General features: G+C 68.6%; 12 protein-coding genes. 3 read left to right on the top strand and 9 right to left on the bottom strand.

Features of this window, described 5'->3' with window-relative positions:
• Positions 1–25: 25 nt before the first annotated feature.
• From ABZ942_RS23485 to ABZ942_RS23460, 6 genes are all read right to left on the bottom strand, one after another.
• Positions 26–226, bottom strand: coding sequence for a hypothetical protein (locus ABZ942_RS23485; RefSeq protein WP_357385313.1), 201 nt, complete (start codon positions 224–226; stop codon positions 26–28).
• 95 nt (positions 227–321) lie between these two features.
• Complete coding sequence (gene puuE / locus ABZ942_RS23480; RefSeq protein WP_357385311.1) at positions 322–1,239, bottom strand: allantoinase PuuE; 918 nt, start codon at positions 1,237–1,239, stop codon at positions 322–324.
• Entirely contained in the window at positions 1,236–2,204 is a 969-nt protein-coding gene (gene alc, locus ABZ942_RS23475) for an allantoicase (protein ID WP_357385309.1), read from the bottom strand. Before alc ends, puuE begins: the two co-directional genes overlap by 4 nt.
• Positions 2,201–3,391 carry an aldolase/citrate lyase family protein gene (locus ABZ942_RS23470; protein WP_357385878.1) on the bottom strand — a complete coding sequence of 397 codons (1,191 nt, stop codon included), beginning with the start codon at positions 3,389–3,391 and terminating at the stop codon, positions 2,201–2,203. The genes alc and ABZ942_RS23470 overlap by 4 nt, the downstream gene beginning before the upstream one ends.
• A 38-nt stretch (positions 3,392–3,429) precedes the next feature.
• The gene (locus ABZ942_RS23465) at positions 3,430–6,363 is read right to left on the bottom strand and encodes a molybdopterin cofactor-binding domain-containing protein (RefSeq protein WP_357385307.1); all 2,934 of its coding nucleotides are present in this window, start codon (positions 6,361–6,363) and stop codon (positions 3,430–3,432) included.
• On the bottom strand, positions 6,360–7,211 hold the full coding sequence (locus ABZ942_RS23460) for an FAD binding domain-containing protein (RefSeq protein WP_357385305.1): 852 nt from the start codon (positions 7,209–7,211) through the stop codon (positions 6,360–6,362). Before ABZ942_RS23460 ends, ABZ942_RS23465 begins: the two co-directional genes overlap by 4 nt.
• Positions 7,212–7,806: 595 nt before the next feature.
• Between ABZ942_RS23460 and ABZ942_RS23455 the strand changes: the two genes are divergently transcribed.
• A complete protein-coding gene (locus ABZ942_RS23455) occupies positions 7,807–8,490 on the top strand; it encodes a 2OG-Fe dioxygenase family protein (protein ID WP_357385303.1) in 684 nt (227 codons plus the stop codon).
• The gene (locus tag ABZ942_RS23450; RefSeq protein ID WP_357385301.1) at positions 8,483–9,715 is read left to right on the top strand and encodes a M20/M25/M40 family metallo-hydrolase; all 1,233 of its coding nucleotides are present in this window, start codon (positions 8,483–8,485) and stop codon (positions 9,713–9,715) included. The genes ABZ942_RS23455 and ABZ942_RS23450 overlap by 8 nt, the downstream gene beginning before the upstream one ends.
• Position 9,716: 1 nt before the next feature.
• On the opposite strand, the gene ABZ942_RS23445 is transcribed toward ABZ942_RS23450, so the two are convergent.
• A complete protein-coding gene (locus tag ABZ942_RS23445; RefSeq protein WP_357385299.1) occupies positions 9,717–12,602 on the bottom strand; it encodes a tetratricopeptide repeat protein in 2,886 nt (961 codons plus the stop codon).
• 238 nt (positions 12,603–12,840) lie between these two features.
• Here ABZ942_RS23445 and ABZ942_RS23440 point away from each other — a divergent pair, with 238 nt between their 5' ends.
• The gene (locus ABZ942_RS23440; protein WP_357385297.1) at positions 12,841–13,224 is read left to right on the top strand and encodes a hypothetical protein; all 384 of its coding nucleotides are present in this window, start codon (positions 12,841–12,843) and stop codon (positions 13,222–13,224) included.
• Between the two features lie 39 nt (positions 13,225–13,263).
• Here the strand turns inward: ABZ942_RS23440 and ABZ942_RS23435 are convergent, their stop codons facing one another.
• Complete coding sequence (locus tag ABZ942_RS23435) at positions 13,264–14,625, bottom strand: 8-oxoguanine deaminase (RefSeq protein WP_357385295.1); 1,362 nt, start codon at positions 14,623–14,625, stop codon at positions 13,264–13,266.
• Positions 14,613–15,518 carry a factor-independent urate hydroxylase gene (gene pucL / locus ABZ942_RS23430; RefSeq protein ID WP_357385293.1) on the bottom strand — a complete coding sequence of 302 codons (906 nt, stop codon included), beginning with the start codon at positions 15,516–15,518 and terminating at the stop codon, positions 14,613–14,615. Before pucL ends, ABZ942_RS23435 begins: the two co-directional genes overlap by 13 nt.
• Positions 15,519–15,521 lie beyond the last annotated feature (3 nt).

The following is a 15,521-nucleotide window of genomic DNA, read 5'->3' as shown; positions in this document are numbered from 1 at the left end:
CCTCGTGACCGGCCGCGCGTCACGGCTAGCCGGACAGGCTGCTGATGGTGCAGACCAGCTGGCCGATGGGGTGGATGACGCCCGCACAGTTGTTGGCGATCGAATCCGCCGGTGCCGCAGTGCTCGGCTCGAGCGGAAGCGGACCGGCGGCCATGGCCGCGCCGCTACCGACCAGGGTTGCACCGCCGATCAGGGCGGCGATGACAAATCCACGTACTGCGAACATTCACGACTCCTCGAGCTTCGGGTAGACGGCCGAACACTAGTCGGCGAGCCCTCGCGTTGCATGCCCCGAATTGTGTTGTCGCTGAACGGGATCGACTACCCCTTGGCCGGATGGACCTTGCGCCAGTGCTCGGCGATATCGATGCGGCGGGTTATCCACACCTGATCGTGGGATTGGACATGGTCGAGGAAGCGTTCCAGCGCCGCGACTCTGGCCGGGCGGCCGACGATGCGGCAGTGCAGGCCGATCGACAGCATCTTCGGACTGCCTTCCGCCCCTTCGCGATACAGCACGTCGAAGGCGTCGCGCAGGTGGGCGAAGAACTGCTCGCCGGTGGGAAATCCGGCGGACGAGGCGAAGCGCATGTCGTTGGTGTCGAGCGTGTAGGGCACCACCAGGTGGTCGTGGCCGCGCACGGTGACCCAGTAGGGCAGGTCGTCGGCATAGGAGTCGGAGTCGTAGACGAAGCCGCCGTGCTCGACCACCAGTTCGCGGGTGTTCGGTGAGTCGCGGCCGGTGTACCAGCCCAGTGGCGCGGCGCCGGTGAGCTCGGTGAGCAGGCGGACCGCTTCGGCCATGTCCGCGCGTTCGGTGTCGCGGTCGGTGAGCTGGTAGGACTTCCAACGCAGGCCGTGGCTGGCGATCTCGTGGCCGAGTTCGCGAAAAGCCGCTACCGCCTCCGGGTTTCGCTGCATGGCGTGCGCGACAGCGAAAATGGTCAATGGCAGGCCGCGGCGTTCGAAGGCGCGCAGGACCCGCCAGAGTCCGGCGCGGGAACCGTACTCGTAGAGCGACTCCATGCTCATGTGACGGTTCGGAAAGGCCTGCGCCGGTGTCATTTCCGAGAGGAAGGTCTCCGAAGCCGGGTCGCCGTCGAGGACGTTGTTCTCGCCGCCCTCCTCGTAGTTCAGCACGAATTGCACGGCGATCCGCGCGCCACCGGGCCACTGTGGGTCGGGCGGATGCTGGCCGTAGCCGATGAATTCGCGAGCGGGCTCATAAGGTTCCCTCATCCGCCGAGCTCCCCGTAGAGCCGCAGCCGGGCCAGGCCACCGTCGGGATAGATGTCCAGGCGTACCTCCTCCACCGAGGCCGCCATCGGCGCGACGGCGAACTGATGCCTGGTGTCGGGCAAAAGCTCGGTGCGCGGAAGCAATTCGAGCTCGGTGCCATCGTTGGTGCGGCCGGTCAGCCGGGCGGCGCCCGGACTGTTGCCGAGGAAGTAGGAGGTGTCGATCTCGGCGAGCCGGATCAGGCCGGGGCCGGCGAGCCGGATCCGCACCCAGTCGTTGCCGTCGTCACGGCGGCGGGCGGTCTCCCAGCCGTCGCCCATCCGCCGGGCCAGCCCGGGATACAGCAGCTGATTCGGCGAACTGTAGAAGCGGTTGGAGCAATCCAGCACCAGCGCACCGTTTTCCAGCGCGGCCAGGTCGAGCGGTCCGAGGCCGAGCAGGCGCGGATCGGGGCTGCCCTCGCCGTGCACTCGAAGCCGCGCCACACCACCGTCGGGGTGCATGGTGAGTTTGAGGTGGGTCCATCGCCGTTCGCTCTCGACGGCGAACGGGTTCCGGCTGTCCCCGGCGACCGGCGCGTGATCGATCAGGGTCTCCCAATCGTCGCGTGCGGCAATGCTTTCCGCGGTCGGATAGTCGACTACCTCCAGCGCGGCCACCGAGACCGCGGGCGGGTAGTTGCCCTTGAACCATGCGGTATCGACCACGATGCCGCGGATCACGCCGGGCACGCCGAGCCGCACGATGGCGGAGTCGTCGCCGGGTCGGCCACGGTGCCTGCGGGTTTCCCAGCCGTCGTAGACCTGCCCCTTGTGCCCGAAGGTCGACGGCTGATACTCGGCCGGGTCCGGGTTGATCAAATTCTCCTTCTCCGCGAAGAATTCGTCGTCGGCCCAGATCACCGAACCGCCGAGCGGGCGAACCGCGAGGTCGGGGAGCAGGGTGAACTCTTGCGGGTCGGTCACGACCGCACCTCCTGGGGAATCGGCGAACGCGTGACCAGCGCACGCAACACCGCCGGTGACAATTCGGGCGCTCGGGCGGCCAGGTCCTCGGCGGTGCGTGCGCCGCACTCCACGCCGCGTAAAACGGTGGACGCCAAGGCTTCCGCGGTGGCGGGTTCGTCCATGACGCCGCCCGATCGGCGGTCCAGGTAAGCCTGCAGTCGCGGCACGGCCACGTCGATCGCCTGCCGGAAGAAGTCGTAGGTGGCCAGCCAGCGGGTGATCAGATGGCCGGGATGCATATCCCACCCCTGGTAGTAGCCGTGTTTCAGCGACCGGCTGACCAGGCGATGGTGATTGCGCAGCGCCGCTTCCGGTTCGGTGTCGGGCACGATCTGGGTGGAGCCGTCGCACACCCACACGCCGGTCTGCGCGGCGGCGACCTGCATGACCGCCTTCGCGTAATCCGCGGCCGGGTGATCGAGAGCCTGATCCGGCGCGGCGACCCCGCACGCGGCGGTGTAATCATAGGTACCGAAATGCAATGCGCTGCAGCGTCCGTCGGCCAGCCCGATCATGCGCGCGATCGGCGCGGTGCCGTCGGCGGCGATGATCGCCTGCGGACTCTCGATCTGCAGCTCGAAGCGGAGCGTGCCCGCGGCGAGGCCGTAGCCGCTCTCCAGCCCTTCACACAACGCGACCAGTGCTGGAACCTGCTCCGCCGCACGGATCTTGGGGACAGTGAACACGAAACCGGTTGGCACGTCGACCATGGCCGCCAGCACCAGTTCGAGCGTGCGCAGCGTACGGTTTCGCTCGCCGATCGCGAGGCCCTTGGTCCTGATGCCATAGCTCTGCGGGCGGTACGGCGTGTACGCCCAGGTGGCCAGCACGGCACCCGCCGCGGTGGCCGCCTCGTCCTCCTCCGAGTCGGAGCGGAACCCGTAGCCGTCCTCGAAGTCGATGCGCAGATCTTGAATCGGATCCTGCTCGAGGCGCTTGCGCACATCGGGCAGCGAGCCGGTCGAATCCAGCTCGGACAGCAGGTCGTCATGCCGGTCGAGCAGCTCGATCGCGGCGGCACCCCAGACGGCTGGCGTGTCCTCGCGAATCCGGTCGGCCGGGACATAGGCCGTGTGAATCGGCTGTGCTCGTCCGTCCGGTCCCGGGTAGCGCGTGCGCAGCTCGGCATCGACGGCGTCCAGCATCGCGTCGATGCTGACCCGGACGTCCTCCGGCAACCGTGTCACCGCTGGTCTCCTTCCTGCATGGACCGCCAGATCCGATCGGCGGTCATCGGCAGCCGATCCGGCCGCACCCCGACAGCATCCCGTATCGCGTTCGCCAAGGCGGGGGCGACCGGGTTGTACGGGGATTCACTCATCGACTTGGCGCCGAGCGGGCCGAACTCGTCGGCGGTGTCGGCGAAGTACACCTCGGTGCGCGGGACGTCGGCGAACTGCGGAATGTGGTAGTGCCGCAGCGACTGGGTGGTGACGACGCCGAGTTCGCTGCGCATGTCCTCGTACAGCGCCGTGCCGATGGCCTGTGCGACGCCGCCCTCCACCTGGCCGCGACACTGCACCGGATTGAGCACGGTGCCTGCGTCGGCGGCTTGGATCGACTGCAGGATGCGCAGCGCGCCGGTGTCCTGATGCACGGCGACCCGGAAGGCGTGCACGTTGAAGCTCACCGAACGCGGGGTGCCCGAGTGCTCGCCGTGCGCGATCAGGTCGCCGTCGGCCAGCAATTCGCCGACGCCGAATACCTGGTCGCCGCAACGGACTCCGTTGGACTCGAGCACACAGTCACGCTCGGGCAGCCCGGCCAGCTTCGCCGCCCTGGCCAGCAACAGCCTGCGCAATTCGAGCGCCGCCGCGTAGGCTGCCTTGCCCGCCACCACGATTCCGGTGGAGCCGAACGCGCCCGTGTCGTGCCCGACCAGATCAGTATCGGATTGCCGGACCACGATGCGCGCCGCATCGGTCTCCAACGCCGACGCTGCGAGCTGGGCATGCACCGTGGTGGTGCCGTTGCCGAATTCCGCGGTGCCGACCCGGAGCTCGTACCGGCCGTCGGGCCGCAGGGCGATGGTGGCGTCGGCCGCGTGCCCGCGCGGCGGGATGGTCGCGATCATCGCCACCGCCATGCCCGTGCCGACCCGCCATTCGGGTCCAGGCGCCGGTACCCCGTTGCCCCGCAACAGTGCTCGTTCGGCCAGGTCGATGCACTGGTCGAGGCCGTAGCTGCCGAACGACAAGTCACTCTCGTCCACCTCGGCGCCGACGAACTCGTCGCCGGGGACCACCACGTTGCGGCGCCGGAATTCGAACGGGTCGAGGCCGAGCTCGCGCGCGAGATCGTCCAGCGCGGACTCGATGCCGAAGATGACCTGCCCGAGCCCGTAGCCGCGGAACGCGCCGGAGGGAATGTTGTTGGTGTACACCGCTTGCGCGTCGACCCGCTTGTTGGCGCAGCGGTAGACGCCGACCGATTCCCCGACGCCGTGGAACATCACGCCCGCGCTGTGATTGCCATACGCGCCCGCGTCGGCGAGCACGTCGACCGCCAGCGCGGTCAGCACGCCGTTCGCGTCGGCGCCCGCGGTCACCGCGACCCGCATCGGGTGACGGCAAGTGGCGGAGACGAATTCGTCGGCCCTGGTGAATTCGTACTGCACCGGCCGCCCGGTCCGCAGCACCGCCAGCGCGATCAGATCCTCGGCCAGCATCTCCTGCTTGGCACCGAACCCGCCGCCGACCCGGGTGGCGAACACCCGCACCTGCTCGCGTCGCAGCCCGAACACCTGACACAGCTCGTCCCGCACCAGGAACGGCACCTGCGTGCTGCACCGGATGACCAGCCTGCCGTCCGTGTCGAGCCAGCCGATGCCGCCGTGCGTCTCCAGATGCACGTGCTGTCCGCGCGGCGAATGCCATACGCCGCGCACCACTTTCGCCGCCGCCGCGAGACCCGCAGGCACATCGCCGACCTCGCCGTGCACCTCGGCGATCAGATTGCGCTCGACGTCCGCGATCCGCGCCGAATCCGGTTTCTCCCCATGCAGTTTCGGTGCCTCCGGCGCCAACGCCGCGGCCGGATCGAACACGGCGGGCAACACTTCGTACTCGACCCGCAGAGCCCGGCAACCCGCACGAGCGGCCGCTGAACTCTCCGCGACCACCGCGGCGACACGCTGTCCTACGAAGCGCATCGTCCGATCCAGCACATAGGTGTCGTCCGGATCGTCCGCCCGCAACTCGTGCCGCGCGGTGGAAAACGCCACGTCCGGCGCGTCCCGGTAGGTGAGTACCGCGTGCACGCCGGGTAGCGCCTCGGCGGCTGTCGTATCGATGGACACGATGCGCGCGTGTGCGTGCGGACTGGGCAGCACCGCGAGGTGCAGCGGTGCGGTAGGTGGCGAAACCTCCGGTTCCCCAGGCGAACTCGCCGGGGTTTCAATCACACCGTCCGCGTCCGCTCGCGCAGCACCTGGTCGGATATCAAAGGTGAACGGCTCCATCCCGCGCACGATCCGCGGACCCGCAGGGGCACCTACTCCACTGCCGGCTCGTCCGGCGACAGCGTGACCCAACCCGCCACTGCCCGAGCCGGTTTCGGGGGAGGCAGGCCTCCGGGGCGCACCGCCCTGGTCGTCGGCGTCGGCTCGTCCACCGGCCAGTGCCTCGGCGATCGACCGATAACCCGTGCAGCGACACAGGTTTCCCTTCATCAGCTCCGCCAACTCGGCGTCGGAACGTTCAGAACCCGACACCTCGCCCGACAGGTGCGCGCCGTTGGCAGCATCCCCGCATGGCGCGGTCGCCGATCCGCGCACGGATGTCCCGCAGCCCAGACCTGCGGCGGTCACGACCATTCCAGCAGTGCAGAACCCGCACTGGAAGGCGGCGTTCTCGACGAATCGGCGCTGGATCGGGTGTGGCTCATCGGCGGTACCGAGGCCCGCTGCGGTGGTGATCGCGCGGTCGGCCGCGCGGTGGGCCGGGATGAGGCAGGAGTGCACGGTCATTCCGTCGAGCTGTACCGAACAGGCTCCGCAATCGCCTGTGTCGCAGCCCTTTTTGACAGACAACGTGCCTTGTTCACGGAGCAGGGTGCGCAGGCACTGGCCGGCGCGCGGTTCGGCTTCGATGGGACGGCCGTCGACTTCGAACTTCATAGTCGCTCCAGCCCACGTAGCTCGGCGGCTACCGCACGAGCGAGTACGCCGGTGACGTGTCGGCGCCAGTCGGGTGTGCCGTGCGGGTCGTCGAACCACAGCAGCGGATCTATCTCGGCAACCACCGCATCGATCTCGGGATCGCTGGGCACCGCACCGAAATCCAGCACGACGGGCCGGTCGGTGGCGGCGGTAATGGTGACCACGCAGCGACCATCCGGATCGCGCCGCCCCATCACCACGGATCCGGACCGGCCGAGCGGCGCGAGCGCGACCTTCCGAAAGCTCGTGTGCGCCAGCAGACTCGAGGTCGGCACGGTGATCGAGCGCAGTACCTCGCCAGGCAGCAATACATTCAGACCAGGTCCGAGCACGAACTCCCGCAATGGAATCCGACGATCCACCCCCTCCGGCCCCCACACCAGCGCGACACCGTCTAGCGCGGTCAGCGCCGCGAGCACCGCACCGGCAGGTAGGGACAGACAGACGTTGCCGCCCACCGTCGCCGTTCGCCAGATCTTGTGCGACGCAAGCAATGCGCGACACCCCTGCGCGAATAACCTTGTCCCCGGCCACTCTTCGCGCAGCACCGGCGCACCGAGCTCACGCCCCGACGCGGCACCGGCGAATTCGGCCAGCGTGCAGGTGGCCGCGATCTCCAGCCCGTCGGTTCCAGCGGTGAACGCGGGCCAGCCGAGGGCGGTGATATCGACCAACCGGTCCAGGTGGTTCTGCGGCTCGGAGAACAGAAAGGTTCCCCCCGCGAGCACCGCGCACGAATCACCGATCGCACCCAGGTCCGCCCGCTCCCGCGCCAGCACCACTTCCCGGATCGTGTCCAGGTCCACGTCTCACCTCACTCCGCAGCCTCTGCGGCCACCCTAGGAGCGGGGAGTTGCCGCAATGTTGCACAACAACCGCCCCAGATTTCGCGACCGTTACCCGACCGGCCTATCCCACTCCCTCGAATCGCCCCGCGCGCCCTCGTGACACCCGACGTTGGTTCCGCCCGTCGCCCGGTCAGAGGCGGCACTGTTCCAGTATCCCGCACAGGCCCTGAACTGGCCCGACGCCGATTCAATACCTGCCGGTCTATTTATGCCTCGGCCGCGGCATCGGCCCCGAAATCAGTGCCGCGACCCACTGCGGACGCAACACCTCGAGCCCCCGGTCCACAGCTTGCTCTCGACACGCGATATCGAGCACGTCACACACTCGACAACCGGGCGGCTGCCGGATTAATGTCCATCGCGGCCCGCCCTGTGTGACATTTCCCACGCATACGCGGGCCATCTCTTACTGATGTGCGCCACCGTCGGCCGTCCCGTCGGCGGCCCATGTCCCGACGCGGAAGGGTTACCGATAAACGCCAACCAGCGGGCGGCGACTGCCGACCAAAAGTTGCCAGCGCCCAGCTCCGAGGACCGACCGGCCTCCTGGATGATGACGGCGAACGATTTCCCACTCACCGACCGCGACCTGCACGTCTTACGTCGCACCTTTCGGGACTACACCGAACTCGACCACTGGCTGCCGGGCGGCGAGCAGTACCGGCGCCGCGCGTACCAGTGCTTCGACCTGGAGACGGCCCGCTTGGCCGCGGACGGACCGAACGCGCTCATCGCCATCGGCGAGCCGCCGCCGTACCTGCAGTCGAAGCAGGTCAACACGGTGGCGGGCGATATCGAACGCGCCTTCAAGCTGATCCCGCCCGACCACCCGGCGACCGAACCGACCAGGCAGATCGCCACCGCGGTCGCCCGGCTGCTCGCGGCCAACGGCGTGCTGTCCGCGGCCGATACCCCGCACTGCCTCGTCGATGCCCACTACATGCGGCTCATCGCGCCGGGCCATCCGGCTCCGGAGGGCAAGCACCGCGACGGCCTGATCGCGGGCTCGGCGCACCTGATCCAGCGGACCAACGTCACCGGCGGCAGCTCCGCCCTCTACGATCGCTACGACCCGGAACGGGAGCTGTGCAGCTTCGTCCTCGAGCGGCCACTCGATTCCTACGTCTTCGACGACGAGCGGGTCCTGCACTACACGACGACAATCACGGTGACCGATCCCGCCGAGGGCGCCGGGTTACGCGATGTCCTGCTGATCGGATTCAGAAAGCGTGAATAGTTCCACAACGACCTTTGTCGACCAGCTGCCCCGGCTGCTGCCCGACGACGAACTCGTGCAGCTCGCCGCCGGGCTCACCGCGGTACCCTCCTTCACCGGACAGGAGACGCCGCTGGCCTTTCACGTCCGAAATACCCTCGCCCGCAACGATATTCACTCGTACCACCAAGAGGTTCAGCCGGGCCGATTACAGACGATCGCGCGCCTCGGCCCAGAGCACGGCACCCCCGCGCTGCTGCTCAACGGCCACCTCGACATGGATCCGCTCGGCCGGGACTACCCCGGCGAGCCGTTCAGCGCCCGACGCGACGGCGACCGGCTGTACGGGGCGGGCCTGCACAACATGAAGAGCGGTCTCGCGGCCATCCTCGGCGCGGCGATCGCGGTGCGCCGCAGCGGGATCGCGCTGCACCGACCGCTGCTGCTGGAGTTCGTCGTCGGCGAGCTACAAGGCGGGGTCGGCACCCGCCACGCCTTGCGCAGCGGCCTCACCGCGGACGCCGCCGTTGTCCCCGAACCGTATTCGGTGCGCAGGGTGATCACCCGCACCGCGGGCGTGCACAAGTTCGCCATCGTGGTGCGCGGTGCCACCGCGCACACCAGCAGGCACCACGAGGGCGTCGACGCGGTCGCGATCCTGCGCCGCGTGCTCGACCTGCTCGACACCGCCGACCTCGGCCTGCACAACCCCGAATTCCCGCCGCTACCAAGGCTTCAGGTGGCCAGCCTGATCGCCGGACGTGGCGAGGGACACGACCTGTCCGGGGTCAGCTACTGCTCGGACAAGGCCACCGCGCTCATCGATCTGCGCTACCCGCCGCCCTACGAGCCGCACCAGGTCGGCAAGGCCATCGACGAGGTGTTGGACCGCGCCAGGGACACTTTCCGGCAAGCGCAGATCACCATGGAGCATCCGGTCGATCCGCAGTTCCGGGTCGGCGGCACCGATATGCCGCCGATGGACATGCCCGCCGACTGCTCGGTGGTCCGCGATATCGCCGAATTACTGCCCCGGGTCTCGGATTTCCAGGTCGAGGAGACCGGCCTGGCGCTGCCCTACTCCTACTGCGGCAACGACACCACCCACCTGAGCCGGGCGGGCATCGAGTGCTGCCTGTTCGGACCCCGCGGCGATACACCTGACACCGAACACCATGTGCTGATCAGCGAAATGCGCGCCTGCGCGGATACTCTCGCACTGCTCGCGGCCCGCCGCTGTGGGTGAATTACCGTCCGCGAGTGCGTAGTTCGGCCCGCACCTGGGCCGCGAGCTGCAGCCCGATGCCGTCGTACAACGCGAGCGCCCGCGTCAACAGCGCCTCGCCCTGCGCTTCGGAACCGGTAACCGTCTCGACGCCGGCCAGACTGCGCAACGCGTCGGCCTGCCCCAGCGGGTCGCAGATGCGATGCGCCACGTCCATCGACTCGAGATAATACCGTCGCGCGGCATCGAATCGACCGAACTGCCGGTCGATATGCCCCAGCCCACGCAGCGCGTCGACCTGTCCGAGCGGATCGTTGATCTCGACCGCGATGTCATAGGCCCGCTGGAACATCTCGCGCGCTTCGACGTAGTCCCCCGCTTTGCGCGCGAGATTGCCGAGCCCCCAGAGGGTCCAGCCCTCGCCGTAGCGATCGTGAATCCGGCGCGCGATCTCCAGCGCGTCGTCGAAGTTGCGCCGCGCGGTCTCGTGGTCGCCGACCAGCCGTTCGATGTGGCCGAGCCCGCGCAGCGCATCGCCCTCCAGCTTCTGATGGTTGAGCCCCCTGGCGATGTCCAGGGCCTCGGCGTACCGGCGTTCGGCCCCCTCGGCGTCGCCGAGCCGCCGGATCACCTCCGCGAACCCCCACTGCGAGCTGGCGATCCGCACCGGATCGTCGATGGCCTCCGCGATGGCGAGGGCCTGCGCCGAACAATTCCAGGCGGCGCGGTATTCGGACGAGGCGCGCTCGACGTGCGCGAGGCCGTCCAGTGCGTCGCATTCGATCGGCTGATAGTCGATATCCCGCGCGATACCGAGGGCTTCGCTGAAGTAGCGCCGTGCCGCCCGGTGGTCGCCGGTGACCCGCGCCGTCTGCCCCAGCTCGCACAGCACGGCCGCGTGACATTGCTGATCGCCCAGCTCGACGGCGATCTTGCGGGCCAGCCGAAAACCGGTGCACGCCTGCTCATGGCGCCCGATCAGCCGATCGACCCGGCCCTGGCCCACCAACACCCAGGCCTGGGCTCGCCGATCGCCGACTTCGGTGGCGATCTCCAATGCCCTTGCGTAGAGCCGCAACGCCAGCGACCAGTGACCGGTACCGGACAGGTGCGAGGCCAGCCGGGTCGCCAATTCCGCTGCCGCCGCGCTGGGTTCGGCGTCGCGCAGGCAGCCGACCAGCAGCTCGCGTTCCCTGGTCAGCCAGGCCCTGGCCCGCGCCGTGTCGGCGGACGGATTCGAAAGGTGTTCGCTGCCTGCGGGATCGAAGAGCTGGTGGGTGCTGGCTCGGCGGGCCACCGTCAGGCTGTCGTTGACGAGGCGGTCGATCACCGCCGCGTACTCCAGCGCCGATTCCTCCCGCTCGGCGTGCAGGCGCGCGCATAATCGGGTCAGGTCGTGCATTCGGTAGCGCGGACCGCCGGGGCCACCGGGCGACGGATCCAGGAACCCCGCTTCGAACAGCCTGCGCACCAACATCTTCCCGTCGCGCAGCGGCACCGCGGCCATCGTTGCCATCGCCTCGGCGGTGATCTCCGGCCCGGGGAACCAGCCGAGCAGCCGAACGGCCCGCTGCTGCCCGGCATCGGGCAGGCGCTGATACGACATCTCGAACGCGGCCCGCAGCGATTCGTCCTCGGCCGCGAACCGGTCGAGTAGATGTTCGGCCGCCGAACCGTTGGTGTGGTCCGCGGGTGCGCGCTTGATCCGCTCGGTCAGCTGCGCGATATCGGCCGCGCTGTCGGCCAGCATGGCCTCGCCGTGGTGCGCGATCTGCCCGCCGATCAACCGGATAGCCAACGGCAGCCGCCCCGCGGTCCGCAGGATCTGACGGACCGCGCCGCGGTCGTAACCCGGCCGCAGGTTGCCCAACTTGACCAGCAGTTCCTCGGCTTCGTCCCACTCCATCACGTCGAGGCGCAGCGGTGACGCCTCGGCCAGGCCGGTGAGCTTGCTGCGGCTGGTGATCAGCACGAAGCAGCCGGGCGCCTGCGGCAGTAGGTGTTTCACCTGGGCGCTGTCGAGCGCGTTGTCGAACACGATCAGCATGCGACGCGGTCGCGTCGCGGTGCGCCAGCGGTCGGCCCGCCCGGCCAGGTCGGTGTCGATGGTCTCCCTGGGCACCCCGATCTGCAGCAGCAGTTGCTCGAGCACGTCGACCGGTTCGCGTGGCTCGCGCCCGAGGGTGTAGCCGTGCAGGTCGATCCAGAGGGTGCCGTCGGGATAGTGCTTGCCGAACACCGCGACCGCGTACCTGGCCAGTGCGGTCTTGCCGATCCCGGTGAGCCCGACGATCACGTGCACGGCCGCCGTCGTGTTGCGCAGATGCGCGGTAACACGTTCGCGCAGTTGCGCTTTCGGACCCTCGCGGCCGGTGAAATGCGGTACCTCCGCAGGCAGGTCGCGACCGGCCCGCACCGGCTGGCGGCCGATGGATCGCCTGGCCACCGCCTCGTGATATTCCATCCGCTCGCGGTGCGGCATGTACGCCAGATCCGCGACGTCGACCAGCTGATCCCAGGCCGTGCCGTAAATGGCGGCAAGGTTTTTCAGCACCCGGATGGTCGGCCGGGCACCGCTCGGGCGATGGTGCTCGTCGTCGGGATCGGCGCCGTCCCTGGCGAACGGCCACGCCTCGTACTCGGAGATCCGGCTGGCCTTCATCGCCGCCCGCGCGCTGTCGGTCACCTCGTTGTAGCGCTCCGCGACGGCGGCCTGGGTCAGTCCGTTCGCGTAGCGCCAGGCCGCCCGCGGCCGGTAGCCGCGCTGGCGCAGTTCCGCCGCCAGCGGTTCGAGCAACTGCAGCTCGGTTAATCCCAAGTCGGCCAACCGATCACGCAGCCGCCGTCGTTGCTCAGCGGTCAGATTGCCGCCGGGACGCCATCGGTCGGTTCGGCCGGATCGATCCATCCCGCCACCCTCCCGCGCGCGATGTGTCCGGCGAAGCGGTGCGCCGGAACCGGAGAATCGAGACGCTGATTGTGATTAATTCCTTGGTAGCAGTGCCGTTTTCCCAGGTCAAGTAATTGGGCCGACCCGATAAAACGCTACGCCCGCTGGGATCGCGCCGCGCCGAAACGAACTGGCACCATCAAGGGAGTCGCCTGGACAATGTGACCAGGCGCTGCGGACGAAAGGGGGTCCCGCGATGGCGATCAGGGCCACCGACTGGCTGATCACCAGCGATATCGCGCACGAGGCGGCATTCCGGGTCGATCTGCCCGAGGCGGACCGGGGCAAATGGGTACTGTCCTATCTGCCGACCAATCGGCGACTGACCAGGAACCAGGCCTTGACCGGTATGGTGCTCGCCGAAATGATCCTGCTCGACCAGCCGCACCCGGCCGGTTTCGATCAGGAGATCGCGCACGTGCACGCGATGGAATTGGGCTGCACCCTGCACGACATCATGATCCTGCTGGCCTTGCGGGCGCCTGAGGCGTCCGAACCGGACGCACCTTGCGAACTTTCCGACGATCGACTCAGGTCCACCTGGGCGCTGATACACGGCGCGTCATCGTTCGCCGCATAGGCCCGATCAGGCTGCCCGAGTGCGGTTTTCGACCACGCGCTAACCCGCCTTGGCCACCAGTGCGGCCTGCGCCCTGGCCACCTGCGTCCCGACGACGTCCTCGTCGACGGTGCGCAGCCGACCGTCGCGAACGACCTCGCGCCCGTGCACGATCAGCGCCGCGAGGGGTGGCGCCGAGCCGAGTACGAGCGCGGTCACCGGATCGTCGATGCCCGCGTGCGCCGGGGTGTCCAGCCGCCACAACGCCAGGTCGGCGAGCTTGCCCGGCTCGATCGAACCGATCTCGGCGGCGCGGCCGAGCACCCGCGCGCCGCCGATGGTGGCCAGCGCCAACGACGTTCGCACGGTCATCGCCCGCGGACCGCCCTTGTTGCGCGCGAAGAACAGGGCATTGCGCGGTTCCTCGATCATCGAGCTGGACTCGTTGCTCGCCGCGCCGTCCACCCCGAGACCGACCGGCACACCGGCGTGCACCAGATCCGCGGTGCGCGCGATACCCGCGCCGATCCGCGCGTTCGAGGTGGGGCAATGTGCCACTCCGGTACCGGTTTTCGCCATGGTTTCGATCGCGGAGTCGTCCAGGTGGATCGCGTGCGCCCACCAGACGTCCGAGCCGACCCAGCCGAGCTGCTCCATGTACTGCGCCGGCGTGCAGCCGAATGTTTCAGCGCAGTAGTCCTGTTCGTCGATCGTCTCGGCGACATGGGTATGCAGCCGCACGCCCGACTCGCGCGCCAGCACGGCCGACTCCCGCAGCAGCTCCGGCGTCACCGAGAACGGCGAGCAGGGGGCCAGCGCGATCCGCAGCATCGAGTCGAACGACGAATCATGGTGCCGGGCAATGGCCGCCGCGCTGTCGGCCAGGATGTCGTCCAGCGTCTGCACCACGTGATCGGGCGGCAGTCCGCCCGCGCTGGCGCCGAGATCCATCGAGCCGCGGCACGGATGGAAGCGCAACCCCACCTCGGCCGCCGCGGCGATCTCGGCGCCGAGCAGGTCGCCGCCCTCGCGCGGGAACACATAGTGGTGGTCGGTCGTAGTGGTGCAGCCGGTCCTGGCCAATGCGGCCAGCCCGCCGGTTGCCGCGATCCGGACCGCTTCTTCGTCGATGCCTGCCCAGATGGGATAGAGCGTGGTAAGCCATTCGAACAGCGTGTTGTCCGCGGCAAGACCCCGGGTGATCCACTGGTAGAGGTGATGGTGCGTGTTCACCAAACCGGGGGTCAGCAGACAACCACGGCCGTCGATGCGGTGTACCTGGCCGTCGACGGCGGGTGCCGCGCCGGCGCCGACGGCCTCGATCCTGTTGCCGCGCAACACCACATAGCCGTCACGATATTCGGTGCCTGCCGCGTCGACCGTCGCGACGGCACAGCCCTCGATGACTGTCACTGTGTCCATGCGGGCCCTGCCTCCGGTGCGTCGGCCCGCTGCACGGTCGCGTGGATCAGGCCGTACGGGCGGTCGGCGGCGTGGTATACCTCGCCGTTGTTCTCGATGCCGAAGCGCGCCAGGTCGTAGTCGAAGTGGTGCTTGTTCGGCGCGGCCAGCCGGATCTCGGCGAGCACCGGGTACGCCTCCAGCGCGGCCTTGCCCATCTCGAACAGCGTCTGCTGCAACGCCTTCGAGTGCTGCGTCGCGAACGTCTCGACCAACCGCGTCCGGACACCCGCGTACACCTCGTCCCAGGCGATGTCGGTGCTGCCCGCGAAACGCCATGCCACGACAAGCGAGGTGGCCAGCATCCGGTCGTGCGTCGGTGCCAGCACGGTGAATTCGTCGGTCAGGAAGTCGGCGAACTCCGAGCCGGTCGACTTCAGGATCGTCAGGTCCTTCACCCCGCCGATCACCCAGGCCTGCCGGTCGGCGCCCTTACCCGCCACGGTGACCGCCGCGGTACGCACCTCGGGGCCTTGCCGGACCCAGGTGTGGTCATGTTCGCGGCCGTCGACCGAAACCCGTTGCCAGGCATACTCGTCGATCTCGATCCGGGCGCTGGTCACCGGTTCGACGTCGTCGACGAAATGACCCGCCAGCGCCAGCGCGTAGTCCTCGATTGTTTGTAGCCCAGGCTGTTTCGCGTAGGCGTACGCGGTTTGCTTCTGCGTATCGGTGGGTAGCACCTTGCGCTGATCACCGGCGACGTAGGCGTCGGCGAAGTCGCCGCGCAGCACGGTGGACACGTTCACGTCGCGGATCTCATGGCGCGCGCGCTGTCGCCAGATCCGGACGATCCGGTTCTCGGCCTTGCCGTATCGGTGGTCGGACAGCACGATCGGCCCGGTCAGTTCCATGCT

The organism is Nocardia sp. NPDC046473, from assembly GCF_040645995.1.
Classification (GTDB): Bacteria; Actinomycetota; Actinomycetes; order Mycobacteriales; family Mycobacteriaceae; genus Nocardia.
Note: the sequence above shows the minus strand (reverse complement) of the source record. Positions and strands in the feature narration are given on the sequence as shown.